This window comes from Terriglobia bacterium, assembly GCA_035712365.1.
Lineage (GTDB): Bacteria > Acidobacteriota > Terriglobia > UBA7540 > UBA7540 > SCRD01.
Genome location: DASTAW010000007.1, coordinates 1 through 26,455, shown reverse-complemented (window position 1 = coordinate 26,455; position 26,455 = coordinate 1). Strand labels below are relative to the sequence as shown.

24 protein-coding genes, 1 tRNA gene and 1 other RNA gene are annotated in these 26,455 nt (G+C 57.5%); 18 read left to right on the top strand and 8 right to left on the bottom strand.

Annotation, left to right across the window (positions count from 1 at the left end):
* On the bottom strand, positions 1-1,137 hold the full coding sequence (locus tag VFQ24_01670; protein HET9177046.1) for a lactonase family protein: 1,137 nt from the start codon (positions 1,135-1,137) through the stop codon (positions 1-3).
* A 292-nt stretch (positions 1,138-1,429) separates the two neighbouring features.
* Here VFQ24_01670 and rpmH point away from each other — a divergent pair, with 292 nt between their 5' ends.
* Genes rpmH through mnmE form a run of 6 tightly spaced genes read left to right on the top strand, consistent with a single transcriptional unit; the run spans position 1,430 to position 5,856 of the window.
* Positions 1,430-1,564 (top strand): 50S ribosomal protein L34, encoded by a 135-nt coding sequence (gene rpmH / locus VFQ24_01665; protein HET9177045.1) that lies wholly within the window; start codon positions 1,430-1,432, stop codon positions 1,562-1,564.
* 47 nt (positions 1,565-1,611) lie between these two features.
* On the top strand, positions 1,612-1,941 hold the full coding sequence (gene rnpA / locus VFQ24_01660) for a ribonuclease P protein component (GenBank protein HET9177044.1): 330 nt from the start codon (positions 1,612-1,614) through the stop codon (positions 1,939-1,941).
* Positions 1,938-2,147, top strand: coding sequence for a membrane protein insertion efficiency factor YidD (gene yidD / locus VFQ24_01655; GenBank protein HET9177043.1), 210 nt, complete (start codon positions 1,938-1,940; stop codon positions 2,145-2,147). The genes rnpA and yidD overlap by 4 nt, the downstream gene beginning before the upstream one ends.
* A 48-nt stretch (positions 2,148-2,195) precedes the next feature.
* Positions 2,196-3,908: a membrane protein insertase YidC gene (yidC, locus tag VFQ24_01650; protein HET9177042.1), complete on the top strand. Its 1,713-nt coding sequence runs from the start codon at positions 2,196-2,198 to the stop codon at positions 3,906-3,908.
* Positions 3,909-3,920: 12 nt separating this feature from the next.
* Positions 3,921-4,436 (top strand): R3H domain-containing nucleic acid-binding protein, encoded by a 516-nt coding sequence (locus tag VFQ24_01645; GenBank protein ID HET9177041.1) that lies wholly within the window; start codon positions 3,921-3,923, stop codon positions 4,434-4,436.
* Between the two features lie 19 nt (positions 4,437-4,455).
* The gene (mnmE, locus tag VFQ24_01640) at positions 4,456-5,856 is read left to right on the top strand and encodes a tRNA uridine-5-carboxymethylaminomethyl(34) synthesis GTPase MnmE (GenBank protein HET9177040.1); all 1,401 of its coding nucleotides are present in this window, start codon (positions 4,456-4,458) and stop codon (positions 5,854-5,856) included.
* Positions 5,857-5,894: 38 nt separating this feature from the next.
* Here the strand turns inward: mnmE and murJ are convergent, their stop codons facing one another.
* From murJ to VFQ24_01620, 4 genes are all read right to left on the bottom strand, one after another.
* The gene (gene murJ, locus VFQ24_01635) at positions 5,895-7,520 is read right to left on the bottom strand and encodes a murein biosynthesis integral membrane protein MurJ (protein ID HET9177039.1); all 1,626 of its coding nucleotides are present in this window, start codon (positions 7,518-7,520) and stop codon (positions 5,895-5,897) included.
* Between the two features lie 566 nt (positions 7,521-8,086).
* Complete coding sequence (locus tag VFQ24_01630; GenBank protein HET9177038.1) at positions 8,087-9,445, bottom strand: acetylxylan esterase; 1,359 nt, start codon at positions 9,443-9,445, stop codon at positions 8,087-8,089.
* 292 nt (positions 9,446-9,737) lie between these two features.
* Positions 9,738-10,622, bottom strand: a complete 885-nt coding sequence (locus VFQ24_01625; protein HET9177037.1) for a gluconate 2-dehydrogenase subunit 3 family protein — start codon at positions 10,620-10,622, stop codon at positions 9,738-9,740.
* Positions 10,623-10,659: 37 nt separating this feature from the next.
* Positions 10,660-12,360, bottom strand: coding sequence for a GMC family oxidoreductase (locus VFQ24_01620; protein HET9177036.1), 1,701 nt, complete (start codon positions 12,358-12,360; stop codon positions 10,660-10,662).
* A 372-nt stretch (positions 12,361-12,732) separates the two neighbouring features.
* Here VFQ24_01620 and VFQ24_01615 point away from each other — a divergent pair, with 372 nt between their 5' ends.
* Together VFQ24_01615 and VFQ24_01610 are read left to right on the top strand one after the other, a co-directional pair.
* A complete protein-coding gene (locus VFQ24_01615) occupies positions 12,733-14,307 on the top strand; it encodes an NnrS family protein (protein ID HET9177035.1) in 1,575 nt (524 codons plus the stop codon).
* A 58-nt stretch (positions 14,308-14,365) separates the two neighbouring features.
* Entirely contained in the window at positions 14,366-14,773 is a 408-nt protein-coding gene (locus VFQ24_01610) for a hypothetical protein (GenBank protein HET9177034.1), read from the top strand.
* A gap of 113 nt (positions 14,774-14,886) precedes the next feature.
* Here the strand turns inward: VFQ24_01610 and VFQ24_01605 are convergent.
* Positions 14,887-14,971, bottom strand: a tRNA-Leu gene (locus tag VFQ24_01605).
* Positions 14,972-15,100: 129 nt separating this feature from the next.
* Between VFQ24_01605 and VFQ24_01600 the strand changes: the two genes are divergently transcribed.
* The 3 genes from VFQ24_01600 (at position 15,101) to VFQ24_01590 (ending at position 17,113) form a co-directional block, all read left to right on the top strand.
* Positions 15,101-15,766 (top strand): MOSC domain-containing protein, encoded by a 666-nt coding sequence (locus tag VFQ24_01600; GenBank protein ID HET9177033.1) that lies wholly within the window; start codon positions 15,101-15,103, stop codon positions 15,764-15,766.
* Positions 15,767-15,881: 115 nt separating this feature from the next.
* The gene (locus VFQ24_01595) at positions 15,882-16,262 is read left to right on the top strand and encodes a metalloregulator ArsR/SmtB family transcription factor (GenBank protein ID HET9177032.1); all 381 of its coding nucleotides are present in this window, start codon (positions 15,882-15,884) and stop codon (positions 16,260-16,262) included.
* Positions 16,259-17,113: an arsenite methyltransferase gene (locus VFQ24_01590; GenBank protein HET9177031.1), complete on the top strand. Its 855-nt coding sequence runs from the start codon at positions 16,259-16,261 to the stop codon at positions 17,111-17,113. Before VFQ24_01595 ends, VFQ24_01590 begins: the two co-directional genes overlap by 4 nt.
* Before the next feature lie 72 nt (positions 17,114-17,185).
* On the opposite strand, the gene rnpB is transcribed toward VFQ24_01590, so the two are convergent.
* An RNA gene (gene rnpB, locus VFQ24_01585) (RNase P RNA component class A) lies at positions 17,186-17,701 on the bottom strand.
* 461 nt (positions 17,702-18,162) lie between these two features.
* On the opposite strand from rnpB, the gene VFQ24_01580 reads away from it, so the two are divergent.
* The 3 genes from VFQ24_01580 to VFQ24_01570 all read left to right on the top strand — a co-directional run bounded on the left by VFQ24_01580 (position 18,163) and on the right by VFQ24_01570 (position 19,961).
* Entirely contained in the window at positions 18,163-19,395 is a 1,233-nt protein-coding gene (locus VFQ24_01580; protein HET9177030.1) for a DUF6782 family putative metallopeptidase, read from the top strand.
* A complete protein-coding gene (locus tag VFQ24_01575) occupies positions 19,395-19,559 on the top strand; it encodes a hypothetical protein (GenBank protein HET9177029.1) in 165 nt (54 codons plus the stop codon). The genes VFQ24_01580 and VFQ24_01575 overlap by 1 nt, the downstream gene beginning before the upstream one ends.
* Positions 19,560-19,664: 105 nt before the next feature.
* Complete coding sequence (locus tag VFQ24_01570; GenBank protein HET9177028.1) at positions 19,665-19,961, top strand: iron-sulfur cluster biosynthesis family protein; 297 nt, start codon at positions 19,665-19,667, stop codon at positions 19,959-19,961.
* A gap of 153 nt (positions 19,962-20,114) precedes the next feature.
* On the opposite strand, the gene ligA is transcribed toward VFQ24_01570, so the two are convergent.
* Positions 20,115-22,127, bottom strand: coding sequence for an NAD-dependent DNA ligase LigA (ligA, locus tag VFQ24_01565; protein ID HET9177027.1), 2,013 nt, complete (start codon positions 22,125-22,127; stop codon positions 20,115-20,117).
* Positions 22,128-22,963: 836 nt separating this feature from the next.
* Between ligA and VFQ24_01560 the strand changes: the two genes are divergently transcribed.
* The 4 genes from VFQ24_01560 to VFQ24_01545 form a co-directional block, all read left to right on the top strand.
* A complete protein-coding gene (locus VFQ24_01560) occupies positions 22,964-23,668 on the top strand; it encodes a Crp/Fnr family transcriptional regulator (GenBank protein HET9177026.1) in 705 nt (234 codons plus the stop codon).
* 302 nt (positions 23,669-23,970) lie between these two features.
* Positions 23,971-24,375 carry a hypothetical protein gene (locus VFQ24_01555; GenBank protein ID HET9177025.1) on the top strand — a complete coding sequence of 135 codons (405 nt, stop codon included), beginning with the start codon at positions 23,971-23,973 and terminating at the stop codon, positions 24,373-24,375.
* A 119-nt stretch (positions 24,376-24,494) separates the two neighbouring features.
* The gene (locus tag VFQ24_01550; protein ID HET9177024.1) at positions 24,495-25,427 is read left to right on the top strand and encodes a diacylglycerol kinase family protein; all 933 of its coding nucleotides are present in this window, start codon (positions 24,495-24,497) and stop codon (positions 25,425-25,427) included.
* A 69-nt stretch (positions 25,428-25,496) separates the two neighbouring features.
* The coding region (locus VFQ24_01545; protein HET9177023.1) for a metal-dependent hydrolase at positions 25,497-26,455 on the top strand (959 nt) is incomplete at its 3' end.

Below are 26,455 nucleotides of genomic sequence, written 5' to 3'. Positions count from 1 at the left end.
TCAGAAAGTCACAAATCGCACGCACGCCGGCGAGCTGACGGCTGCCGTTTCGCCGGTGGGAATCAGCCGCCCGGTCTTCCTGTCGATGGCAAAAACGACTAAAGTATCCGACTCCTGATTGGCCACAAGAAGACAGGCGCCGGTCGGATCAATGGCAAAGTGGCGCGGAGTCCTGCCGCCGCTTGGCACGCGCTCGACCGGAGTGAGAGTTCCCTTCTTCGGGTCGGCTGCAAAAACGGCAATGCTGTCGTGACCGCGGTTCGATCCGTAGACGAATTTCCCGGACGGGCTCACGGCAACCTCGGCGCAATCACTCTGGCCCTTATAGCCTTTCGGAAGCGTTGAGATGGTCTGCAGTTTTCGCAGCCTGCCGCGCGCGGCATCATACGCGAACGTCGTGATGTTTGACTTCATCTCGCCGATGACGTAAACGAATCGGCCGTTGCGCGCAAACGCAATGTGTCGCGGCCCCGAGCCTGGATTAACCATGGCATAGGCGGGATGGTGGGGCGCAAGCACGCCGGTGTTTTCATCGAAGCGATAGACAAAAACTTTATCGAGGCCGAGGTCTGCGGCAACCGCGAAACGATTGTCGGGGGACACGTTGATGGAATGTGCGTGCGGCCCTTCCTGCCGCTGGGGATTAACGCCAGAACCGGCGTGCTGCTCAAACGCGGTCACCTTGCCGAGGCGGCCGTCCTGGCGGACTTCGATCACGGTGACGCTGCCGCTGCCGTAGTTGGCCACCATCGCGTACCTGCCGGTGTTATCCAACCTTACGTAGCACGGGATGGCGCCGCCTGAAGCGGCTTCATTGAGGAAGCGAAGCCTGCCGGTCCTGCTGTCGATGGCAAACGCTTTGACCGCGCCGCCCTTTTTGCCCTCGTGCCGCGCCACTTCTTTGGTCGCGTAAAGGAACCGGCCGTCCGTGCTCGCAGTTACGAATGTGGGATTCACTGCTTCCGTTGCGAGACCTATGAGTCTGAGCCGGCCGGCCGCAGGGTCAAATCGAAACCCATGGATGCCCTTCCCCCTCGCTGTGTTGTACGAGCCAACGTAGACGAGATACTCTCTCTCGGCATCGGACCGTCCGGCTGTTCTGAAAGCGTGTGAAGATGGCGATGACTTTGGTTTCATTGAATCCGTCCTGCAAAGCGAGGATCGAGTGTCAACGCTATATATAAGGGATGAGCCAGCCTCAGCGCAACCGGCAGCAAGAAAGCCCGGCGCCCCTGAGGCGGTGATCTTGAATCCCGTGCGCAGCTAAGTTGCCCCGGCTTTGAGAATGAGTTTTCGCCGTCGATAGATCGCCTCGCGGCCCAAAATTCTGCAGATATTCAGCGCGTCCGCAGCTTGACTTGGCTGGAAGCTGCGGGTTATCGTAGCTGTTTAGGCTTTAGGGCCGCGAACTTAACAGGGAGTGATAGCTTTGAAGAGGACTTACCAACCCAATCGGCGTCGGCGTGCCAAAACGCACGGATTTCGGATTCGCATGCGAACCCCAGGGGGGCGTCAGACGTTAAAGCGGCGCCGCCAAAAGGGTCGCCACCGTCTGACTCCGTGACTCCCGATTCGGCTGCTTTCCCCAAGCAATATCGGCTGCTCCGTCGATTGGAATTTCAACGGGTTTACGAGCAGGGGCAGCGCCGAAGTGCATCGCTATGCACCATCTTTTATCGACCGAACGGGTTGGCCCAGACGCGCCTGGGCATCACCGTGCCGAGGCGTCTGGGTACGGCCGTCTTGCGGAACCGCATCAAGCGGCGCGTGAGAGAAATTTTCCGGCTGAATCGAAAGGAACTGCCGGGCGGCTGGGACATTGTGCTGAACCCTCGTCCCGCGGCTGCCAAGGTCGCCTACTCGGCCCTGGAACGGGAACTGTTGCGCCTTTTCCCCGCCAGACCGCCCGAAGCATCTTCCGCGGAGGAGCCTACGGCCTGAGATACCTGCTTTTGGGATCCATTCGCTTCTACCAGATTTGTCTATCGCCCATTGTGCCCTCCTCTTGCCGCTTTTACCCATCCTGTTCGGCTTACGCGTTTGGCGCTGTGGCAAAGTGGGGTGCATGGGAAGGAACGCGACTGGCAGCCCGTCGGCTGTTGAGGTGCCGGCCTTGGGGTGGCCGCGGTTACGATCCGGTTCCCTGATTCCCAGCAGCACCGGGGCAAGAGAGTTAAACAGAAAGCCTTTCGTCCATGGACAACGAAAAAAGGGTAATGATAGCGTTCGCCCTGTCATTCGTCCTGCTGCTGCTATGGCGGGTCATGTTTGTCAAAACGCCGCCCCCAGCGCCGAAACCCTCCGGCGCCGCGCACACCACAGCCCAGCAGGCCGCAGGGGCGAACGGGACCCAACAAGCTGCTGGAAAGCCGGAAACGCCCAAAGTCCCTCCTGCTCCGCAGATACCCGTTTCAGAAGGCCAGCAGGCGCAGGATATCGTCGTCGAAAATGATCTTTACCGGATCACTTTTTCCACGCGGGGAGGCGTGGTGAAGAGTTGGATCCTGAAAAAATATACGGATGCCAACGGCAAACCTCTCGACGTGGTGGATGCCGCTGCCTGCAAGCAGCTCGGGTACCCGATGAGCCTGAGGACAGCGGATGAATCGCTCAATCAGAAGGTGAATCAGGCGCTTTATGTTGCCCAGCCGTCCGGCACCAAGCTGGAAGCGCCCGCCACGCTTGAACTGACGTACAGCGACGGCCACGTCCAGGTCCAGAAGAAGTTTACCTTCGGCTCGGATTACATGGTGCAGTCGAGCGTGGGCGTAGCACGGGACCAGAATTACGTTCCCGTTCGGGTGGCGTGGGTTGGAGGTTTCGGCGACCATTCGCTTTCCGAACAGGAGCAATTCGCACAAGGCAAGGTGGCCTACGAAACCAGTGGCAAGCTCGAAACCCCCGATCTCCGCAAGCTTGAGAGCCAACTGACAACATCCGGCCCGTTCGGCTTTGCAGGACTTGAAGACCGTTATTTTGTCGGCATCTTCTTTCCTGGATCGTCAGATCAGGTCTTCAGCGCGGGATACACGTCCTGGAACCCTGAAAACGGGAACAAAAAGGAAACTCCCAAAGCAGGTTACGCGGAATTGGGAAGCTCGACGGCGCAGCCGGTGACATTCAGGCTATTTGTCGCTCCCAAGGCGCTGGACGTTCTGGACACAACGCAGCCTTCGCTGACAGGTCTGGTGGATTTCGGCTGGTTCAGCGTGATCGCCAAACCGCTGTTCCTGGGCTTGCGCTATATCTATGACCACTGGGTACACAATTACGGCTGGGCAATCGTGATTCTGACCATTGTCCTGAACATGGCCCTGTTCCCGCTGAAGCTCAAGAGCATCCGCTCTGCACAGGAAATGCAGCGGATCGGGCCCCTCGTCAAGAGTATTCAGGACCGCTATAAGCAGTACAAGTTCAATGACCCTCGCAAGGCCCGAATGAACCAGGAGGTGATGAAGCTCTACCAGGAACACGGGATCAATCCGCTGGGCGGGTGCTTGCCGATGCTGCCGCAGTTACCTATTCTTTATGGCTTTTATGAGTCGCTGGAGACGCCCTTCGAGTTTCGCCACGCTCCATGGATCCTGTGGATAAAGGACTTGTCCCTGCCCGATCCTTCCCATATCATGGGTCTGCCGATTCCGATCCTGCCGGTGATCATGATGGTGAGCATGTTTTTCATGCAGAAGATGACCCCCATGGCCGTGACCGATCCGAACCAGAAACGCATGATGACCATCATGCCCCTGGTATTCGGTCTGATGTTCTTTCACCTGGCCAGTGGACTCGTGCTCTATTTCCTCGCAGCGAACGTAGTTGGCATTGGGCAGCAGCTTATCATCAACCGCTTCATCACCCCGAAGCAGCCGCCTTTGAGTCCGGCAAAGACAGTTGAGGCAAAGGCGTAGCGAGCAAAGACTATGACGACACAATTTTCATCAGAGCCATCGGCCGATAGTTACCTGGCCGCAATCGAATCCCTTGTGACGCAGATCATCCAGCACGGAGGCTTTGAACTTACGGCCAACGTGCGGAGATGTGACACCCCTAGACTCGATGCCAACGCTCCCTGCATCCTTGTGAATTTTGACGGTCCCGACTGCGATTTGCTGCTGGAGAAAAACGCGGCCCTGCTGGATGCCCTTGAATATGTCGTCCTGAAAGCAGTGCACGTGGATGATGAGCTGTACGGCAGGATCAGTTTTGATTGCGACGACTGGAGGCAGGTCCGGGCTGAGGAGCTCAAATTGACAGCTCTCATGGCGGCCCGCCAGGCCGTTGAAACCGGGATCCCGTTCCACCTGACCCCCATGAGTTCGCGCGAGCGGCGCATTGTTCACCTGGCTCTCAAGGACGAAGCCACGGTGAAGACAATGAGTGAAGGCGCGGGACCGTCCCGAAAGGTTGTTATCTACCCCTCGACATCTCCTTCCTGAAACCCCCACAGGTTTTGGCATGATGAAAGAAGACACCATCGTGGCCATTGCCACTCCACCGGGCCGCGGAGGCATCGGTGTGGTGCGCCTCTCGGGTGAGCAGGCCGTCGAAATCACCTCCCAACTGGTTCGACCGGCAAAACTGCCGACCGAAGCGCAACGCTCGACTTTGAGCAAATTCCTGGATCCCCACACCGGCAAGCTCCTGGACGAAGTCGTCGTGACGTTTTACCGTACGCCGCATTCCTATACGGGCGAGGACGTCGTAGAGATTTCCTGCCACGGCGCTCCGGTTATTTTGCGGTATCTGGTGGAATGCTGCCTGGAGCGCGGCGCGCGGGCGGCGGAGCCGGGTGAGTTTGCAATGCGCGCCTTCCTGAACGGCCGCATCGACCTCACCCAGGCTGAAGCCATTCGGGACCTGATAGAATCGCGAACGCTCTACCAGGCGCGAGTGGCGGCCACGCAGCTTGGGGGCTCCCTTTCAGCACGGCTGAAACCGCACAAACAAGCCCTTCTGGACCTGATCGCCAGGCTCGAAGCCGGAATTGACTTCGCCGATGACGACGTTGAGGTGATCGACTGGAAGGACTTGCTCAACGATCTCGACGGCGTTAAGACCGATGTTGAGAAAATGGTGCGCGGTTATGCGTTTGGCAGGATCGTCCGCGAGGGGCTGAGCCTTTCTATTGTAGGCCGCCCCAACGTTGGCAAATCCAGCCTCTTCAACCGCCTGCTGAACATGGACCGCGCCATCGTGACTGAAATTCCGGGCACAACAAGAGATCTGGTGACCGAAAGCGCCTCCATTGGCGGCATTCCTGTGCGCCTCGTCGATACGGCCGGCATTCGGGCAACGACGGACGAAGTGGAAAAGATCGGCGTCGAGCGCACGAACCAGGCGATGGCCGATTCTGACCTGCGGCTCGTGGTGGTGGACACCTCGCAGGACTGGACCGAGGAGGATGCGGAATTGCTCCGCAAGGCAAGCCGGATGGGGTCCATGCTGGTGGTTGCGAACAAATCCGATCTGCCCGCAAGCACCAGCATGAACGCCATCCGGCAGGCGATCCGGGCCGAAGATGACGAGTCGCCCGGGCCAGTGGAAACAGTTATCACCTCCGCGCTGACCGGACAGGGCATCGAGGAACTACGCAACAGGATACTGCAGGCGGCGGGGGCCGGGAGCCCGATCGGCTCGGAAGGCGAACTGGTCACCAACCTCAGACACCAGCAGCTACTTCGGGAATCGCTTCAGGCTCTCGAGCGGTGCCGCCAGGCGGCTTGTGAGCGGATGCACCACGAGATGCTCCTGCTCGACCTCTACGAAGCGCTGCGGCCTCTGGACACACTGACCGGAGCCACTGATGTTGAAGACATCCTGGGCATTATCTTTTCCCGGTTTTGCATCGGGAAATGACCGTAGCGAAATCGGCGGGAAAGCAGGCGGCCTTTGCATCAGCGGGAACTTCGTCGAAGGCGGGAGAACAGCGGAATCGATTTCAGATAGTGATCCATTTCCCGGATGCCGAGAAGCTTTGCGGCGAGCCCGGTCAGTGCCAGCCCCACCGGCGTGGCCACGATCAACACGATGAGAGCGCCCGACGAGTTTTGCCAGTTTGTTACGCCTTCGAGCCAACGGACAATCTCAAATGCGCCGATGGCGCCGACGGCTGAAGCAGCCGAGGTCTTCAGAAAAAACCCCGCCATCTCCAGGGTCGCCTTGTTGCCCGTAGACCTATAAAGCGAGACAAAAAGCACAACCGTGTAAGCCGATATGCCGATTGAGCTTGCCAGGGCAAGCCCCTTGAACTGTGTAGACCTCACCAGCAGCCAGTATACCGGCAGGTTCAGAAAGGTTACGGCAGTCCCATACAGCGCCGGCCGAAGTGTGTCGCGTCCGGCGTAAAATCCTCTTGCCAGGATACCTTGAGCTCCCCAGGCGAACATGCTGGTCGAGAACAGCGCCAGGGCCGCGGCCGTGGCATTCAGATCAGGGACGCGAAGGCGGGTGTGCGAAAAAACGAAGTAGACCAGCGGCCGGCTCATGGCAATCGTGAGCGCTGAGACTGGCACGATCATCAGCAGCAGGCCTTTCAGTGTCGTGTTGAGAGTGCGGTTGAGTTCGTCATATTTTTTTTCGGCGTAGAGCTGGGCCAGAAAAGGAAATGAAGCTACGCCCACGGCCTGCCCGATGACGCCGATCGGGACCCGCATCAGGATTTTGGCATAGCTCAACCAGGTGATTGACGCAGGAACCAGGTAAGACCCAAACCAGCGGATAATCCAGTCATCGGAGTAGACCACCGACAGCGCCAGCATGACGGGAACGGCGAGCTTGATGAACAGCCGAAAGCCCGGATGTCTCAGGTTGAGGTTGGGCCTGAACCGGGCTCCCACTCCACGCGCGCCATAAATCTGGAGCAGCAGGTTCCCAGCAAAGGCGCCGATCAAGACACCAACCGAAAAGCCGGTGATGCCCACGGAAGAGGCAAGCAGGAAACCGCACAGGATGATGCCCAGATTGTAGACGACAGGACCCAGAGAGGAGATCAGGAAACGTCCCTTGGCGTACTGCACGGCGGTCAGGATGCTGCCAAGATAAAAGAAGATTTGCGCCGGCATCATCAGCCGGGTCAGATACACAGCGTGCGTTGTTTCCGCCGGATTGAAGCCCGGCGCTATCACGTGGAGGAGCGCTGGAGCAAAAATCTCTCCCACCGCCACCAGGATGATCAGCAGAAGCACCATCGAGGTGATCACGGTCGAGAAGACATACCATCCTTCCTCTTCATTGTCCTCCGCCATGTATTTAACAAAAACGGGAATGAAAGTGATGCTGAGCGAGCCTCCGGCAACCAGGTAGTTGACAAAATCGGGGAGTGTAAAAGCCGTGTAGTAGGCGTCGGTAACCGCGCTCGAGCCGAACTGGTGGGCGACAGCCCACTCGCGCAGAAAACCAAGCAGGCGGCTGGCCAGAATGCTCGCCATGACGATGCCGGTCGAGGCCACGATCCGCTGAGTTACAGTGAGCGCCGGCAGGGGCGATGGTGTATCGCGATTTAATCCACTAGGACCAGCCATCGATGGTCAATGCCGAAAGCAAAGCTCCGAGAAATTTTCGTGGAAGATTCTTGACGGTGTTGCTCCGATCCTGCTACACAGCGGCCACCGGAAACCGACGGTGACAATGCCGGCACCGTGCCATCGGAGAGCGGCGGAGAGCTCGCTCATACCACCGGCGCTTCGTTCTTTGAAAGTCCAACCCGCCGCAACGCGGACAGTTGAGGACGGCCTTTTCAGTATTGCGGGACCGCGCCGGCGAGCTTCGCAGTCCTACCAGGGACCGCCCCTTTCGCGGCAGAACCGGCTCATCAGTATGTTCTTCAAGGAGCAGCAAGCGCCGCCTGCGGCACCGGGAACACAGGCGCAAACGATAACCGCACTTTCGGGCCGCCAGATACAAAAGGCCGCGGTTCGCGCGTTCTGTCTTTGTCGCCCCACATTTTCTACACGGCGTGGCCATGAGAATAAACCGTCAGGTTAGCAGATAGCGCACAAGGGTTCAATAGATTGACAACCGCCCTGAAATATGCAACGGCTCCAATCCCGCATTGAATGGGCTATCTAAGGAACGCCAGCACGCCCAATTACCGCACCCTTTCGTGCTTGTCGGCAAAGTCCAGAAACCTGTCCCAATCGTACGCGGTGACGTCATGGGGTCCGCACCTCAGGTGAAATCCGATCGTGGTCATCACGGGATGACCGATCCCTGGCATTTTGGCAGCGCCCAGTCCATCCGTCCCCAGGAGGCGATAAACTGGACCGGCAGCCCGGGCCGCCAGAAACATGCCCCGCGGGTCGGCCCATAAATCGCCGGCGGCTGTCGCTATGTAGACGGGCCGCGGGGCGATCAGGCCAATCAATTCGTGCTGGTCCACCGGAAGCGCGTTGACATCGTCGTTGAATTTCCTGTAATTCCGGCAGAACCACCATGGGAAGCTGGTATTGATGGCCTTGACGGTTTCGCCCATCCAGTGCCGGCTGAGCGCGGCTCCGCCTTCGCCTGAATCGTTGGAAATCACAAGCGCAAACCGCGTGTCCTGCGCTCCCGCCCAGAGGGCCGTCTTGCCCAGCCGTGAATGCCCGATGACGGCCACGCGATGGGGGTCCACGTCCTTGTCCGTCTCCAGATAATCCATGGCGCGGCTCAGTCCCCAGGCCCATGCTCCAATAGCTCCCCAGCCGTCAGCCGCCGGCGCTGACTGCCCTGGATGCAAATAGAGCGCCCGAACCCCGTGCCGGATGCCGCCGTCGAAATCCGGTTCGATATCGCCGTAATATGCCGTAGCCAGTCCGTAGCCACGGGAGAGAATCTTCTGCAATTGCCACTGGCAGGCACTAGCGCCTCGCGATTCCTCGGTCGCGTGATGGTCAATGACCCCCCAGCCTCTTCCCACCCAACCCGGATTGATGGTAATTCCAGGGTCCGGGGCAACAGTCTGGTTGCCGCCAAAGTTCAGGCCGAGAAAGATGGGGACCGGCTTCGTTACGCCCTTCGGCAGGTAAATCAGGAGCCGCATCCTGGGTCCATCCTGCTTGCCGGTAAAGTTGATCAGCACCTGCTTCCTGACGGCCTTGCCGCCAAGAGCGTTCACCTCCACGGAAAGTACCTGGAAGGTCATTCCCTTGGGCCGGCCGGGGCTGCGTCCGTATTCATACGTCTCAAACAGTTTCAGCAATTCCGGACGCCGCTCCGCCGTCCACATCCGGGCGTTCGTCACCCGTTGTCCGTTGGCCATCACGAGAGGGTCCGGCAGCGTGTATGCCGGCGCCTTTGACTCGTCATAATTTATACCCTGCTGCGCCACGCTCGGACTGGCGCCGAACACTATCAGGAACGCTACTGCTGCCACGATTTTCGACAGGAACCATCGGCTTGCGTAGTCCACTTCCCAATCGCGCGTCATTAGTTTCTGGATCTTGTCAGGCAGGGTTCTCGTTTTCATTTTGGTATTCTCCACGGGGACTGGCACTTGCTTCATCCTCAATACAAGACTTTGTCGCCGGGCGGATGCCCAATACGGATCGGATTTATCCTCAAATTAACAGCCAGCGCGGACACCCCAAAACGCTCCTCGCAGGCGTCCTATCGCCAGATAAGTGTCGGCACGCGGGCAGCTTTCCCGGAAGGAGAGGGTACAACTCTTCGGCTGATCCACGCAAGCGCGCCACGCGCCCAGAAAGCAGCACACCGTTGTCTTTAGAGGCTGGAATAGATGAAGGACGATTTTCGGCAACCTAACTTTGCGGCTTCCGCCGATTGGCCGTGGAAGACGGACAACCGGGCGATTCTGCGTAAAACCGGTTGGCCTTGTCATCAAGTTCTTTCAGGCCGGTCCTCGAGGTGTAGAAGCCTGAAATAATGTCGTGCTTGAGCTGCTGGAAAAAGCGTGTGCCGTCGTTGTCAGCGCTGCTTCGGGTCCGAGTATCGCTGATGAGGTCGAGGATGGCGGTCTGCTGTTCCTCGCGAAGCTCGATAAAACCATGTCCGTACCGCCGGTTCGACTCCCCGGCCATCCACGACAATCCGGCCCGATATGTCTTCTGAGGGTCGGCGGTCTTGAGGCCGTGCAGGAGCGGAGCGCCGTCGTACGCTTTGGCGAGCGCCACCTGCTCCGAAGTCAGCCGCCCGGCCGCCTCGCGAATACCGGCGAAACTGTAAGTGTGGAGATCGATCCACTCGCCCACTTCGTCTACGATATTCCCATCTGTAGAATGGACGCTCTCTCCGTGCGACTCCGCAGGCTCACCCAGCATCAAAGCAGTCAGCCGGCGAACCACTTTGTATTCCTCGCGAGAAAAAAACTGCGGCTCGAACGGCCCCTTACGCGGGCGAATAAAATCAACTTCGCAGCCCGGCGGAATCGGATGGAACCGCATATCATTCCCCAGCGCGTGCCCGAGATGCTCGGGCGACGGACGATAAAGTCCCGGTGGGAGACTTTCCTGCCCGGTTTCTGAAGCCGGGTTCCCAACCAGTCCTTCAGCGCCGAGAGGAATTGCCTTCCCCGCGATTCCTGCCAGGGCAGCAGCCTTACCCACGTCAATCAGCCACTCACGGCGTGAGAGCCCGGCGATGTCACCACGGCCCCCTGTCGTCGTTTTTTTGTCGTTGTCTTCCACCACTTGCTCCCTGGCCCGTTGCAGTTTTAGCAGACGGCTATAAGTCGCCCTTGCGATGGGCCTCTGAGATGTAGTCGGCGGCGCGGGTTGCAATGGCCATGATGGTCAGCGTCGGCTCGTAACAACTATTGGTGACAAAGGCGGCGCCGTCGGCAACGAAGACGTTCTTTGCGTCATGGAGCCGGTTGAATCGATCGATCACGCTGGTTTTGGGATCGTTGCCCATGCGCGCGGTGCCGCACTCGTGGATGTTTTTGCCGAACACGCTCAGCTTTTCTCCTGGCGGACGCGCATCCTCCAACTTCAAGGCGTCAAGAATTGCCCCCACGTCTTCACGCATGGCTTTGGCCATGGCGTGCTCGTTTTCTCCGTAACTGGCATTGATGTGCAAAGCCGGAATTCCCCAGGCGTCCTTCTTCTCCTTATCGAGTGCAACGTAATTTTCATAACGCGGAAGTGTTTCGCCCTGGACCATCATGCCGTAATGGTATGGGATATTCGCGCGGACCTTCTCTCGGAAGCCCTTACCGTATCCCGGAGTCGAGAAGGCCTGGCTATACAGCGCCTGGCTTCCGTCACCGTCAAACCGATAACCTCGGATGAAATCCTTGTGCTTGTCGGAACCCACGTTGGCGTATTTCGGAATCAGGAAACCACAGGGGTTGCCCGTGGGCTCGCGGACCGAAGACTTCAGCCCCGCCATAATGCCGCCAGCCCCTTCCAGAGTAAAGTGGTCCATCAGGTAGTGGCCCAGCACGCCGGTGGAATTTCCCAAGCCGTTGGGATAACGGCGCGTGGTGGAGTTCAGCAGGATGCGCGTTGATTCCAGCGTGCTTGCCGCCAGCACAACAATCTTTGCCCGTGCCTCACGATGTTCGTGCGTCGCGCGATGGATATAGTGGACACCGCTCGCGCGGCCTTCGTTATCGACGATCACATGGCTGACCACAGCATCGCTCAGCAGCGTGAACCGGCCGGTCTTTACTGCTGCGGGCAGCGTCACAGCAGGACTGTTGAAATAGGACGCCGTGTAGCAGCCGCGCTGGCACTCGTCACAATAATGACACGGCGGGCGGCCGTTGTGAGCGACCGTCAGATTGGCCACACGGTCCGGCATCACCCGCCAGCCAAACTTGCTTTCAATGATCCGTTTGGCCTGCAAGCTGCCGCAGGAGAGGTTCATCGGAGGCAGGAACTTCCCGTCGGGCATCTGCTCGAGCCCTTCGTGCGAGCCACTCACACCAATAAAACTCTCCACCTTGTCGTAATAGGGTTCAAGATCTTTGTAATCGAAAGGCCAGTCCTGCCCGTAGCCGTCGCGGCTTGCGGCCTTAAATTCGTAATCGCTGTAACGATAGCTTTCTCGCGCCCAGCAGAACGTCTTGCCGCCGATCTGGCGTCCGCGGATCCACATAAACGGCTTGTCGATCGGAAACGTGTACGGATGCTCGGCATCTTTGACGAAGAACTGGTGGCTGTATTCATCGCAGGCATAGCAGAGCCGCTGGATCGGCTGGTCGGTCAGGCGGGCCTGCTGGTCATCAAAACCGCGGTACTTCAACTGGTAGGGCCAAACGTGCTCGGTGAAATCGCGCGATGGGACGCGCGGCGGTCCGGCCTCAAGCATAAGGACGCGCATGCCGGCTTCCGTCAATTCCTTGGCCACCCATCCGCCGCTCGCTCCAGAGCCGACGATCAGCGCGTCGTAGATTGTTCCATGGTCAAATCCGCTTTGCATAGCAGAAGTGTATGTTAGCTTATCGGTATCCGCAAGCCCAGCATGAGGAATCTCTGGCCTTGGCGGACAACTGGCAAATTGCATCGAGGGAAGGTCCTATCGATGCGGTGAGACAGCAATGCTGGATTGCCGATCGAATTTACCGTGGCTAGGCATGCTTGTGGTTGGTTTTCCAAGTTTTTCAAACACTGCCACTCAGGTGAAGGCCTGGGAAATGCCATGAACTGCCGCACTGCTGCCGTCCGCCAGGTCCATTGCACGGCGCCGGGCCGCCGAAGCGCCTATGACTTAGGTCACGGAATCGAAATGACATCTTCGAGTAGAGTAGTGGTTCTCGTCTCATCCGAGGATCTTCTTTAAGGCAATTTCTGAATGCGTACCATTAACCTTGAAACGGCTGGCCTGCCGGAACAGTGGGTGCAAGCCTACCAGCGCGATGCTCAAGGCCAGGTGGATTATGCTGATCCAGCCTGGGAAAGAAAGGCTGCCAGGGCGCTTGCCGCGTTCATCGTTTCGGGAACATTCTTTCTAGCCCTTCCGGGCACATTCCTGGGTGTCTGGAATTTGCTTCAGATCTCAGTCCATCGGTCCAACACTGCTGCCAGCGCGGCTTGGATTCAGGCGCATGGCCACGCCCAGTTATTCGGCTGGGTGGGAAGTTTCATCCTTGGCATTTCACTCTACATTCTGCCCAAATTCCGCGGGCGGCCGTTGAAGTCCTTTTCGCTGGTCTGGACCATCTGGGTCCTGTGGACCGTGGGGGTGGCCCTCCGGTGGTGGGTCGGCATTAACCAGACAGCCTGGCGCTTCGGCCTGCCTGCATCTGCAATACTCGAACTCGCTGCGTACGCGCTGACCCAGAAGATTCTGATTTTCGGCGGATCGACTAAGAAGAAGCCCAACGACCTGGGTTCCTGCCTTGGTATCTGGGGGTTTACGTCTTTAGGAGTAGCCCTTCTTCTGAATCTGGGCCTTTCCACCTGGCTGGCCGTTCGTGGCCGGTCGCCGGTGTTTCCACCGGAATGGGACAGCACTTTTTTGATCCTGATGGTGTGGGGATTCGTAGTCGTAACGGCGTGGGGCTTCAGCACAAGATTTGTCACCATCTTTCTTGGGCTTTATCCTCCTTTTCATCAGGCGGCGAGGCAATTCGGAATCGGTATTCTTGCGCTTCTAGCGTTGGCCCTGGCACGTCAGTATCTTTTCGCCGACCTGGTCATTCTGGCACTTGCCATTTACGCGGTTTGGGCCTTGCGCATATTTCACAAGCCCGCACGCCCCGCAAAACTGGTCGGAGCTTACCGTCATTATCCAGCTTTCATACGATTTGCCTACGCGTGGCTTATCGTCGGAGCCCTTTTGGGTGTTGCTGCTGACTTGGCTCCTCGCGCCACGGGCCTCGTTGGCGCGTCCCGTCACGCCGTCACAGTGGGCTTTATCGGTGTTTTGATCCTCTCGATCGGTCCTCGAATGCTTCCTTCGTTTCTCAATGGCCGTGAACTCTACAGCACCCGGTGGATGGCGGCAAGCCTCTGGCTTTTAGGCGTGGGCTGTCTTTTGAGAGTGTCCAGCGAGGCTGTCGCCTATTCTTTTGGCGGCAACGCCTGGAACCTGCTGCCAATCTCTGCTTATCTTGAATTCGGCGGGGTCCTCGCCTTCGTGATCAATATGGCCGCAACGATGATGCAACCACTCCCGGCCTGGTTTGCGGCGCAAGGCATCAGCGCCCAGTTGCCTTTATACTGGTACCTCACCAGCTTTCCAAAAACGAGGGCTGTATTGATACAGGCCGGATTGAAGACGCTTTCCAAAACGAGAAAGACTCCGCGGTCCCTGAGCCTTGCGGAGGCGGCTGCGGCCGATCACGCAGACCTGGACCATCTCGTGGTCGAGTTGAATGCTTTCTTCAACGAGCGGCAGCCGCGGCGGGTGGGTAGGAACCGATGATAGTGCAGCAAACGTCTTCTCTGATTTCAGGATCCCCCAGCATCCCTGACGAAAAGCTATGAAGATTCTTGGGCTTCTCATCGCCTTTTACACACCGGTAATGCTCCTGATCCACGTGACAACCTCCAGGATTCTCAAGGCGTGGCGCGAGCATCCCGCTTCCTGGATCAGCCTCAGATTCCCCCCACGGCGGGCCCTGCGAATTGAGGGGGTTTACTGGCTTCTGGCGCTCGCTGCCTGGCCACTGTGGCATGCCCTGTTATGGAAGGTCCTGGTGGTCCTCTTTGCGATGATTCATCTGGGGGTCTGGGGTGCGAGTGAGTTCACGGCCGGCAGGAAACAAGAATCCTTCTTTACAACATCCCCGACGATGAATCGAGTCATTGTCGCTTTCGATTCGGTCGAGGCCATGGTCCTGGCGGCATTGGAGGTTGTCGCCGTGTTGTTCCTGACCCGTCCCAACTAGACAGTTGGATGAAGGTTGCGTCAACTCGCAAGCATCGTTACTGAGAATTCATGCCGAAGTAGTTTGACATTCCTCGTAACGGCGGAAAGCAGGCGATGGTTCCCCGCAGCTTTTGGTGCGAAAGGGGGGACTCGAACCCCCACCCCTTGCGGGACCAGATCCTAAGTCTGGCGCGTCTGCCAATTCCGCCACTTTCGCGTTGAACCATTATAATCAGGTGTGTGAAAGCTTGAAAACCTATCGGGGATGCCGGCCAGTTTGGAAAACGGTGGTTCAGTTTGGGGTTGGACGTAAGAGTGGCGCGCACAGCTCCAAAAGGTGGACGCGATGAAGGTTCTTTCGGTTAATGCCGGACTTCCACGCCAGGTAGTTTCCAGTGGCCAGGCTGTGACGACGGGGATCTACAAGTTTCCGGTCCGCCAGAGGGTCAAAGTCAAAAAGCTCAACATCGAAGGCGACGGCCAGGCAGACCTTTCGGTGCACGGCGGGCCTGATAAAGCTGTTTACGCCTACCCTTCCGAGCATTACGAGTATTGGCGGCACGAGCTTCCCGGCGTGGAGATGCCGTGGGGTGCGTTCGGAGAAAACCTGTCCCTCACAGGCTTGACGGAGCATGATGCTCACATCGGCGATCGCTTTCGAATAGGAACAGCCATCCTGATGCTCACCCAACCGCGCCTGCCTTGTTATAAGCTGGGAATCAGGTTTGGGCGTCGCGACATGCCCGAGCGATTCCTTTCCAGCCGGCGTACGGGCTTTTATTTTGCGGTTGTGGAGGAAGGCGAGGTCGGTGAAGGCGACGGGGTTGAACTGATTCATCAGGATGTGAACAAGATCAGTGTAAGCGACCTAATTCATCTACTCTACGATCGTGAACCTCAGAATCCGGAACTTTTCCATAAGGCATTAAACGTCGGCGCGCTATCGCCAGGCTGGCGAAGGCAATTGTTGAAAAGGCTCGATGACAGCGTGCATACCGAACCTTCATCTTAGGCTTTCTTTGCCAGCACCTCCGCTCCAGGCCATGGCAAAAAGTACGTGCATGCACGTTCATCAATGGAATTGGCATCCATTGACATGGTTCGGCAATTCTGGAATAATAGAACCCATGGCAGCATCGAGCATAACTGAGGAAGCCAGCCGCTACGCAGATATGTTTGCCGCCATGGGCGCCGAACCGCGCCTGCGCATTATTCAGCTTCTGCTGACTGCGCACCCACAGGGACTTGTTGTCGGCGAGATTCAAAGTGAATTAGGCATTCCTCCCTCCACACTTTCTCATCATCTCGACAAGCTCAGAAACGAAAAACTGGTCCGGGTGCGACGCGAGGGCAGCTTTCTCTGGTACACGGCCGACACCGATTCTCTTCAGGAGCTGATCACGTTTCTTTACGCGGAATGCTGCACACGTAACAAGGCAATTGAACCGGACAAACTCGTCACGATCGGGCAGAGATCTGGGCAGGCCCGGAAAGGAAAGAGTGGATGAATTCGAGAAAAATCAAGGAAGCCATAAGAGAAACATATGGGCAGGCGGCCAAGCAGGCAACGTCAGGGCGAAGAGCCTGCTGCGGCCAGCGGGGCGGAAATCCCGACCCTGTTGCCATCAACCTCTATAGCCCCGCTGAGAGGAACGAACTGCCCGAGGAAGCGGTGCTTGCGTCGCTTGGTTGCGGCAACCCCGCGGCACTGGCCAGACTGAATCCCGGTGAGATTGTGCTGGATCTGGGCTCAGGAGGCGGCATCGATGTTCTTCTCTCAGCCACACGTGTCGGTCCTGAAGGCAAGGCCTATGGGCTGGACATGACGGACGAAATGCTGGAGCTGGCGAGGCAGAACCAGGTGAGGGCCGGCATTGCCAACGCTGAATTCCTGAAGGGTGAAATCGAGAAAATTCCACTGCCGGACAGCGCGATGGATGTAGTCATTTCAAACTGCGTTATCAACCTGTCGGCGGACAAGGCCAGAGTGCTCCGGGAAGTGTTTTGGGTTCTGAAGCCGGGCGGGCGGTTTGCGGTTTCCGACATCGTCGTCCGGGGCGATATACCCTCTGACATCCGGCGCAACGCGGAACTCTGGGCTGGGTGTGTGGCCGGGGCGTTACATGAATCTGAATACCGATCCCTGTTGGCGGCTGCAGGATTCGAGGAGATCGGAATTGAAGCAACTCGCGTTTACGGTTGTGAGGATACCCGACAGTTCCTGGCAGGACAAGGTCTGAACATGGATTCTCTCGCGGCAAAGGTCGCCGGCAAATTCATGAGCGCATTTGTGAGGGCGCGCAAGCCTGTGGCGCGACGCCGTCCTGAGTCAGGTGGCCGAAGGGCTGTTGCAGCATGAGACAGAAAGCACTGATGAAAGCCTTAACACTGGAACAAAGCCCTACCCGGGTCCACCCTGAGTCGATTGCTTAGCGCGGACAAGCCTGTAAGCCGAATTTTGTTCCCCGGTTGCCCAGGGTGACGATCATTCTTCTAGCCTCACCATTGCTGATGAGATCAAGCGACCTACCCGAGAGTTACCAGCCATTAGCGGCGGTCGATAATCACCGGCCTGCAACAGCCGCTCGAATGATTATGGATCGCCGCTAAAGGCTTTGCGGAGCGGGTCACTCCTCCTCTCCTATTTGGTCTTGCTCCGTGCGGGGTTTGCCCTGCCCTCGCCATTGCTGCCGAGGCGGTGCGCTCTTACCGCACCTTTTCACCCTTATCCCGCAAGGCGGGACGGTATGTTTTCTGTGGCACTTTCCATGCCGGAAGCGTACGCCCCGGTCGCCCGGAGATCCCCTTCCGACCCTCGCTGTTAACGAGCGCACTACCCTGTGGAGTTCGGACTTTCCTCTCCTCTGCTCTTGCCTGCCAATCCCGGACCCTTCTTGCGGCTCCCGGAAAGGCGCTTGAGCAGAGCAGCGATCGTCCGGCTTGCCCGCGCTACTTCTATGTTAATCTGCCTGTAGGGGAGGGTCAACCAACCGGCACAAAGGATGGATGAGGCGGGAAGCGTCGTCTTCTACTGAGGATTACAAAATATGGTGACAAGATGGTTTGTAGCGCCGCCGTCCCGGCGGCAATTTTCAGGGCCGGGCCCGCTTGGCGGGACCGGCGCTACGGAAGTCCGTCACTCGATTATGCAATCCTCATAAAGTACGGGAACCCGGAGAGTGGAATATCCAGGTGGGCTGAAGCACGGATTTCTATCGTTCGGGTCCATGGCACACGGTCCGTCCACGCTTAGTTACCCCGGCTGTTTCTTGTTGGAAAACGTGAAAGGCTGGCTCATCAGTGAAATCGAATGGCCTACCTCGGCATTGGCCCATACTTTTTGTCGTCCTTGCGGTCCTCTGTGCCCTATTTGCCGGGCATGATTCTGCCGCCAGACTGCAGGATTCTGTGCCGGGCGCCAGTTCTCAAAATCAGCAGCAGGCGCCGAGCGATCTGCTGGCCCAGGCCGACGAGGTCCTGCACAAAATGAGCGAGATGACCGGGCTTCCCATCAAGTCGCCCGTGAACAAGAAAATTGTGAGCCGGGAAGAGGTCCGGAAAATCCTGCTCCACAACCTGCACACCGATTACACGCCGAAGGAAATTCATGCGCAGGAAGCCACTCTTCGGGCTTTTGGTCTGATTCCCAAAGGCTTCGACCTGGAAAGCTTCCTGGTCAGCTTTTACACGGAGCAGGTTGCAGGTTTCTACGATCCGGAGACGAAGACGATGTACATCGCCAACTGGATCCCGGCCGACATGCAGGGAATGGTGCTGTCACACGAACTGACCCACGCGCTTCAGGACCAGAATTTCGACCTCGCCCGTTACATGAAAGCCGTCAAGTCCAATGACGATGCTGAAGCCGCCCGCCAGGCAGTGGTGGAAGGATATGCGACCGCCGCCATGTTCCAGACCATGCTGGATGGAATGCCAATCTCAAACCTGCCCAGCCTCGATGCCATGATCGGACCTGCCATACGCCAGCAGATGGCGGAGTTCCCGGTGTTCTCAAAAGCCCCTTTCTTCTTCAAGCTCGAAGCACTCTTTCCCTATATCCAGGGCGCCAGCTTTATTGTGAAAGGCCTCCGCCAGGCTGATTGGAAGACATTAAATGAACTGTTTACTTCCCCGCCCTCTTCCACCAAAGCCCTTTACCAGCCAGAGGTCTATTTCAAACACACAGAACTGCCCGAAGTTAAATTGCCCGGCAACACTCCACTCGGTTCAGACCCTGGGATCAAGCTGCTGGATGAAAACATCCTGGGCGAGCTCGGTTGCAACGAACTGCTGGGACAGTTCCTGGATGAAGACACGGCGACCGCCGACTGCGCCGGCTGGATGGGCGATCGCTATATCGTTTATGAAGATCAGTCAGGTGAAAATAATCCGCTGATTGCAAGAACACGGTGGACGAGCGCGGAAGCCGCCCTGACGTTTTTCCGTGACTACCACAAGATTCTCACTCTAAAATATAAAGAGTTTACTCCGGACGTCCACTCCGATTCGGAACGCATTATCGGCCACACGGCTTCGGGCCAAGTCGTACTGCTCTATGCCGGCAATGAAGTTCGCTGGGCAGAAGGCGTCCCCTCCGACAAATTGGATGCCGTGCTAAAATGGCTGGAGACGCTGCAGTGATGTCAGATAATCCGCTTCTGGAGCAGCGAGGATTTGTGACACAGGCGTCCTCGCTCGTGCTGCCGTCGAAAGACACGGTCAGGATAACCGTGCCACAAGGTAAGTACCAGACTGAGCCGCGCCGTAAATTGGGGGTTGCCATCGACGGTCGTGCTCCGAGCTAGAAGTAGTGAATTCCATACGAATCGCCGGAGATTTCAAGTCTTCTCTTCGACTAAGGCAAAGGAAGGCGCAGTTATTTCCGCCGGTGGTTCCACCAAGGAGATTGAATGATCAAAATGACCGAAAGAGCAGCGCAGGAAGTGAAATCGATTGTCGCCAGCAAATCGCTTCCCGCAACAACTTTCCTGCGAGTTGATGCCCGGACCGTGGAAGGCAAAAATCAACTGCGCCTGACCCTGAAACTCGACACCAAAGAGCCGGAATCGGATGACCTGGTAGAATCCACCGCTGGGACGCGGCTGGCCGTCGACGAGACGGTTGCTGCTGCCCTCGGTGACCTGAATCTCGACTACAGCGAGGAATCCGGCAATTTCGTTTTCGAACGCGCCGAACCGACCGCGTAACACGATTGCCGGGATGGAGTCTTCGTCTACGTGGACTACCTGAATCTTCATATCTCTGGCCACGACCATCAAAATACTCACAACCGCATAACTTGTTCCGGAATGTTTCCGGGCGCTTGTGTGGTTGAGTCGCCAGATGGGAAGATTTCCCGGCTACGGGCCGAGAAGCTTCCTGAGTGCGGCCTCGTCAATCGTGCGGACGCCCAATGATTTCGCCTTCGCAAGTTTTGAGCCGGGGTCGGCGCCCACAACCACGTAGTCCGTCTTCTTGCTGACTGAACCTGTCACGCGGCCGCCAGCCTCTTCAATCATGCGTGTGGCTTCTTCGCGCGAGAGGCTGGGAAGCGAGCCGGTCAGAACGAATTGGCGACCCTCGAGGGAGCCGCCACTCCTGCGCTCTTTCTGTTCAAAGTGCAGGCCTGCCCTGCGCAGTTTTTCGATGACGTCGCGGTTGCGTCCTTCGTGGAAGTACTCAACAATGCTTTGCGCGACTTTGGGCCCGACCTCTTCCACCTCATACAGTTCCTCTACTGCGGCTTCTTGGAGTTTTTTCATCGAGCCAAAGTGTTCCGCCAGCAACTGGGCTGTGCGCTCGCCGACAAAACGGATTCCAATGGCGTAAATCACGCGGGGCAGTTCGGCGCTTTTGCTTTTTTCGATTTCTTCCAGCAGGTTTCGCGCAGACTTCTTTCCCATTCGCTCAAGCGCCGCCAGTTGGGCTTCATCCAGGCCATAGAGGTCAGCGGCATCCTGAACGATTTTCTTGCCGACCAGTTGGTCTACGAGCGATTCCCCAAGCCCGTTGATGTTCATGGCATGCCGCGAAGCAAAGTGGAGCAGCGACTCTTTCAACTGGGCCGGGCAGGCAGCATTCACGCAGCGATACGCAACTTCACCTTCAACCCGGATGACATCGCCGCCGCAGACGGGGCAATGTTTCGGCATCCTGAATTCTTTGCCGTCCGGCGCGTGCTTCGTCACTTTAAGCACCTGAGGGATCACTTCACCGGCCCGCTGTATCAGGACCGTATCGCCGATCTTCACGCCCAGCCGCTCAACTTCGTCCATGTTGTGGAGGGTGGCATGGGTCACCGTCACCCCGCCGACGTTCACCGGTTCGAGATCGGCCACAGGAGTCAGAGTGCCGGTCCGGCCAACCTGGGGCCGAATGTCTTTGACCACGGTCGTCTCCTGGTGGGCTGGATACTTGTAAGCAATCGCCCAGCGCGGCGACTTGGCCGTCATGCCCAATTCGTCCCACAGCGCGATTTCGTTCACTTTGACCACCATGCCATCGATTTCATATTCGAGCTTTTCCCGTTTGGCCTCCATTTCCTGGATATAGGCGGTCAGTTCTTCGAATGATCTTGTGAGCTTTCTGTAGGGGTTCACCTTGAACCCCAGATTTTCCAGCGTTTCCAGAACCTTCCAGTGTTCTTTGAGAGGAGTACGCCCATCCACCAAAAGGTAGTAGAGGAAAATGTCCAGGTTCCTTTTTGCGACCACCTTGGGGTCAAGCTGCCGGATGGCGCCCGCGGCCGCGTTGCGGGGGTTGGCAAAAGGCTGCTCGCCGCTCTCCGCGCGCTGCTCATTAGCCTGGCGGAAGGCTTTGTGGGTCATAATCACTTCGCCGCGCACCTCGAACTTTTTGGCGTGTGAGATTGCTCCGAGCTTTCGGGAATCAATCCTGAGAGGGACAGAACGGATGGTTTTTACGTTTCGAGTAACGTCTTCCCCTGTCACGCCGTCGCCGCGCGTCAGACCGCGCGTGAGGACCCCATCTTCATAAGTCAGAGCCATCGAGAGTCCATCAAGCTTCAACTCCGCAACATATGAGACTTGCTGGCGGCCCGAGAGTTCCCGGACCCGACGGTCGAAATCACGCAGGTCATCCACCGAATATGTGTTGTCGAGGCTCAGCATGGGCGCCGAGTGACGGACATTGGCAAATTCTTCCGCCGGCTGCCCTCCAACTCGCTGGGTGGGAGAGTCAGGAGTCACCAGTTCCGGATGGGCCTGCTCCATCTTCTGAAGACGATGGACCAGCTCGTCGAACTTGACGTCAGAGATTTCTGGATCGTCAAGAACATAGTATCGGTGCTCGTGATATCGGATCTCTTCCCGCAGCTTTTCGATCTCCCTTTTAACGTCGCCATCCCTGGTCACAGTTGTCTCCCGTCAATGGAAAAAGTCATCAAGAGCTTCTCCAATTTTGGGGGATTGAGCATCCGGAGAAGCGGTAACGGGCCCGCGTCGAGGCCAATCTGTTGTCGCGTTTGTTTTTGGTCCGCTTTTTGGCCATCCTTCAGAATCAACGAGATCGGTAGCTTTGTTTTCCGGTTCGTTCCGGTTTGTTTTTTCCACAGCTACGTGTTTTCAACAACTTCTCCGCTTCGTTTTAGGTTCGTTTCCGGTTCGTTTTTTGGCAATTTTCCTTTGTTTTCAATAACCTCTCCGGTTCGTTCTTCAAAAAACGTGTTTTTTTGTCCCATTTGCCTCAAAACCAGCGCAAAAGTGCCTTTTTGGGGACTGCAAAAATTCGCTCGTCGCCGGCACGCATTCGTCGCCCGCCACTGCGAAAACCGCCGGGCCAACCATGGACCGTGCGCTGCAAACACCGCGCTTTATTCCCTGATCCTGCACCGCAACCTTTGCTGTTTAACCTGGCAGGTTTTGCCTGCCCCTCTGCAAGACTTGTGCCCGCCGCGCCTCATCGGGAAGCACTCTGTTAAGGCTACCACAGCTAGCCTACTAAGTCAAGCAAATTCGGCTGAGGCGGCTCGCGTATACGTTCCGGGTCTGGAATGTATGCGCAGCAGGGGATTGCCTCTACGTCAATTGATGTAGGGAAAAAAGGGCCGCATACATCGCAAAGGGCGCGACGTATGCGCCACCCGCGGTGGGGGGTTGCTGCCGAACCAAGGTTGAGCAGGAGGGTCGCCCCTCATTCGAAAGCAGGTTTATTGCATCTTCGGCCGGATCTTTAAGTAGAATAACCTGCCATGGGCAACTTAAAGACCAGGAATGTTCAATCTCTTCGTGACGTTCCACTGTTTGCTGATTTGACAGAACGTGAACTGGGCATGCTGGCGGACCGGGCGGTATCCAGGGGATATCAGCCGGGCGAAATAATCTTTTCCGAAGGCGATCCCTGCGAGGGCTTGTACGTGGTTCAAGCCGGAAGCGTGAAGATTTTCAACACTTCTGCAGGGGGGCGTGAACAGGTGCTGCATATCGAAAAAGCCGGCAATTCCCTGGCTGAACTCCCAGTGTTCGACGGCGGGAACTACCCGGCGTCCGCCGCCGCCATCGAGAAGTGCGCGCTACTCTTCATCAGCAAGAAAGACTTCCGCGCGCTGTGCCTCGAACGGCCTGAAGTATCGCTTAAAGTTCTGAAGGTGGTCAGTTCCCGGCTGCGGCGCCTTGTGGGGATCATCGAGGAACTTTCTTTCACCACCGTCCGCAGCCGCCTGGCGTCATGGCTGGTGCAGCAGGCCCATGATCGAGGTCAAAAGACTTCATGCGGAATCGAGCTGACGTTGAGCGTCAACAACCAGGAACTTGCCTTCCAGATTGGCACCGTGCGTGAACTGGTTTCCAGAAATCTGAGCCAATTCCAGTCCGCGGGGATCCTTAAGATCGAAGGGCGCAAAGTGATTATTCAGGACCTAAGCGCGCTGAAGGCGGCGACCACAACCATCCGATAGTCCCTAAACTCAAATTGCGGCGCCGCGTGAGTTTGTGGGCGGGGAACAGCAACTCGCAGCTTCCTTCACACATCCTAATTGAGGATTGAAAAATATAGTGACGTTTTCGCGTAGCGCCGGTCCCGCCCAGTGGGACCGGCCTCGATAAATGCCGCCGAGACGGCGGCGCTACAAAGACAACGTGTCACTAGATTATGCAACCTTCGGTAATGCCGTGCAGGCAAGGAGTCTTGACACTCCAGTCATCCGCTTGTTAGTTTCGTTGGTAGAACCACCAATAGCCATAGGGATGGTTGAACCGTATGCGTATGCCAATCCTAAACGTCTTACTGTATGCTCTGCTGGGTGGCACAATGGTGGCCGGACCGGCCTGGACGCAGGTTTATCAGTCGCCTGACTCGCCCGGGGCCGCAGGCCGTTTGGAAAACGCCATTTCCGTGGGTGGAAAATATCAGAATTACATCTATGGGGTGGTGAAGAAAATCGGCAAGGACCAGATCATTCTTGACAAGACCCGCTACGGGGACGACCAGATGTTCAAACTGGAACCCAAGACCAAATTTTTTGATAACGGCAAACGCAGCACGCTAGCGGCATTCAAGGCGGGTGACATGGTCTGGGTCGATGCCAAGATCAACAAAAAGACAAACGACAAGACCGCAAAACAAGTGATCACCGGCATCGGCCCAAAAGCCGCTTCGCAATAGAAGACTTTGATCGTGATCAGGTTTTTTGCGCTCGTCGTCGAGCAAGTCCTCGAATCTCTGCGACAGCAGCCTTCGCGATGCGGAAGGAGGAGGTTTGCTGGCCCTCCGGTAACCTCCCTTTGAAAAACGCTGCCTTCATCTCAAACCCTCTGGCGGGGGTCAGGACATCCCGCCGTGCGCGCCAGATTCAGCAGGCGGTGGCGGTCCTGCGTGAAGCAGGCATTTCGGCGGACCTGCGGTTCACTTGCAGACCCGGCGACGGGAAAAAACTGGCCAGCGAAGCCGTGAAGGAAGGCTGTGACCTGGTGATTGTGTGCGGCGGCGACGGCACGATCAATGAGGCTGCCAACGGAATGGCCACCGGCCGGGTCCCACTGGCGGTGCTGCCAGGCGGGACCGCGAACATCATTGCCAGGGAACTGCGATTGCCTGGACAAATCGTGAAGGCCGCCCGGGAACTCCATTCATGGCGCCCGTGCAGCGTCCCGCTGGGACGCGCCGCCTGGGAAGAGTCAGGATCACTTCGCCAACGCTATTTTCTGGCCGTGGCGGGAGTTGGGTTCGACGCGCGCATCATCAGCCAGTTGGACGTCGCCATGAAACTCCGGGTGGGGATTATCGCCTATGGCTGGGAGGCCGTTCGTCAGGCCATCCGCTACAACTTTCCCTCTTTCTTATGCGCCGTAAATGGCCCTCCGATTTCCACTACTTTTGCGGTGGTCCAGCGTTCAAGCCGCTACGCCGGATGGCTGAAATTGGCACAGCCGAACAGTATCCGCAGTGGCGGACTCACCTGCTGTCTGTTTGAAGGGCGCACGCCGCGTCGTTACTTTCAGTACGCGCTGAGTATCATCTCACGAACGCACCATCGACTGGGCGACGTCCGGCGCCTGAGCGGGGCCAGCATACGCTGTACCACCGAACAACCAGAAGACTGTATCTTCTTTGAGCTGGACGGGGAGTTGGCAGGACAAATACCCGTCAGCTTTGATGTTGTCCCCGACGCTTTAACCCTGCTGGCACCCGAGTCATTCCTCCGTTCGGCGCCTTAATCACGGGCAGACCCGGCTTGACAGCGATTGGGGAGAAACCCTACACTCCCCACACGGCGCGCTCTTACAATGGACAACATCACTCATACTCTCACCGGCCTTGCGATCAGCCAGGCGGGGTTCAACCGCAAGACGCGCTTTGCCACGCTTGCCATTCTCGTCGGTTCAAACCTTCCCGATGTTGATTCCGTGAGTGGTTTCTGGGGCGGCGTTGCTTACCTGCAACATCATCGAGGCATCACCCACTCCATCGTGGGAGTTGCTGCCCTTGGAATCGCGCTGGCCGGAGCTTTCTATCTTTTGGACAGGAAACTGCCTTCCAAGGCTTCCGGCCCGCCACTGAATGCTGCATGGCTTCTGCTGGCGTGTTCGGTCGCGACAGGCGCCCACTTGCTCATGGACTTTACGAACTCATATGGGATCCGGCCTTTTTTGCCCTTCAGCGCCCGCTGGTACGCCTGGGGCATCGAACCGATTGTCGATCCTCTGCTCTGGCTGGTGCTGTTTGCGGGTCTTGGCCTTCCCGCACTGTTCCGGCTGATCAATGAGGAAGTAGGAGCTCGCAAAACCGGTTTCCGGACGGGAGCCATTTTCTCGCTTTGCGCCGTGGTGGCGGTGTGGGGCCTGCGTGATTTCAGCCATCGCAGGGCCTTGAACATGCTGGATTCTGTCAGTTACCAGGACGCAATGCCTGAGCGCATTGGCGCATTCCCGAGCTTTGGGAATCCATTCGATTGGACTGGCGTGGCTGAAACTTCTCAGGCTTTTTATGTGCTTCCTGTCGATGTGGCCGGCAGGCAACTTGACCCCCAGGATGCCCGCATCTACCGCAAACCTGAATCCTCGCCTGCTCTCGAAGCAGCCCTGAAAACGCGTACGGCGGAGGACTTTATGGATTTCGCGCGATTTCCCTGGACTGAAGTTTTGCCCACCGAGAGCGGGACGACGGTTATCATACGGGACCTGCGTTTCCAGCCGGCCGGCGCCGGCCAAGGCGGCTTCGCAATCAGAATTGAACTCGACACCGA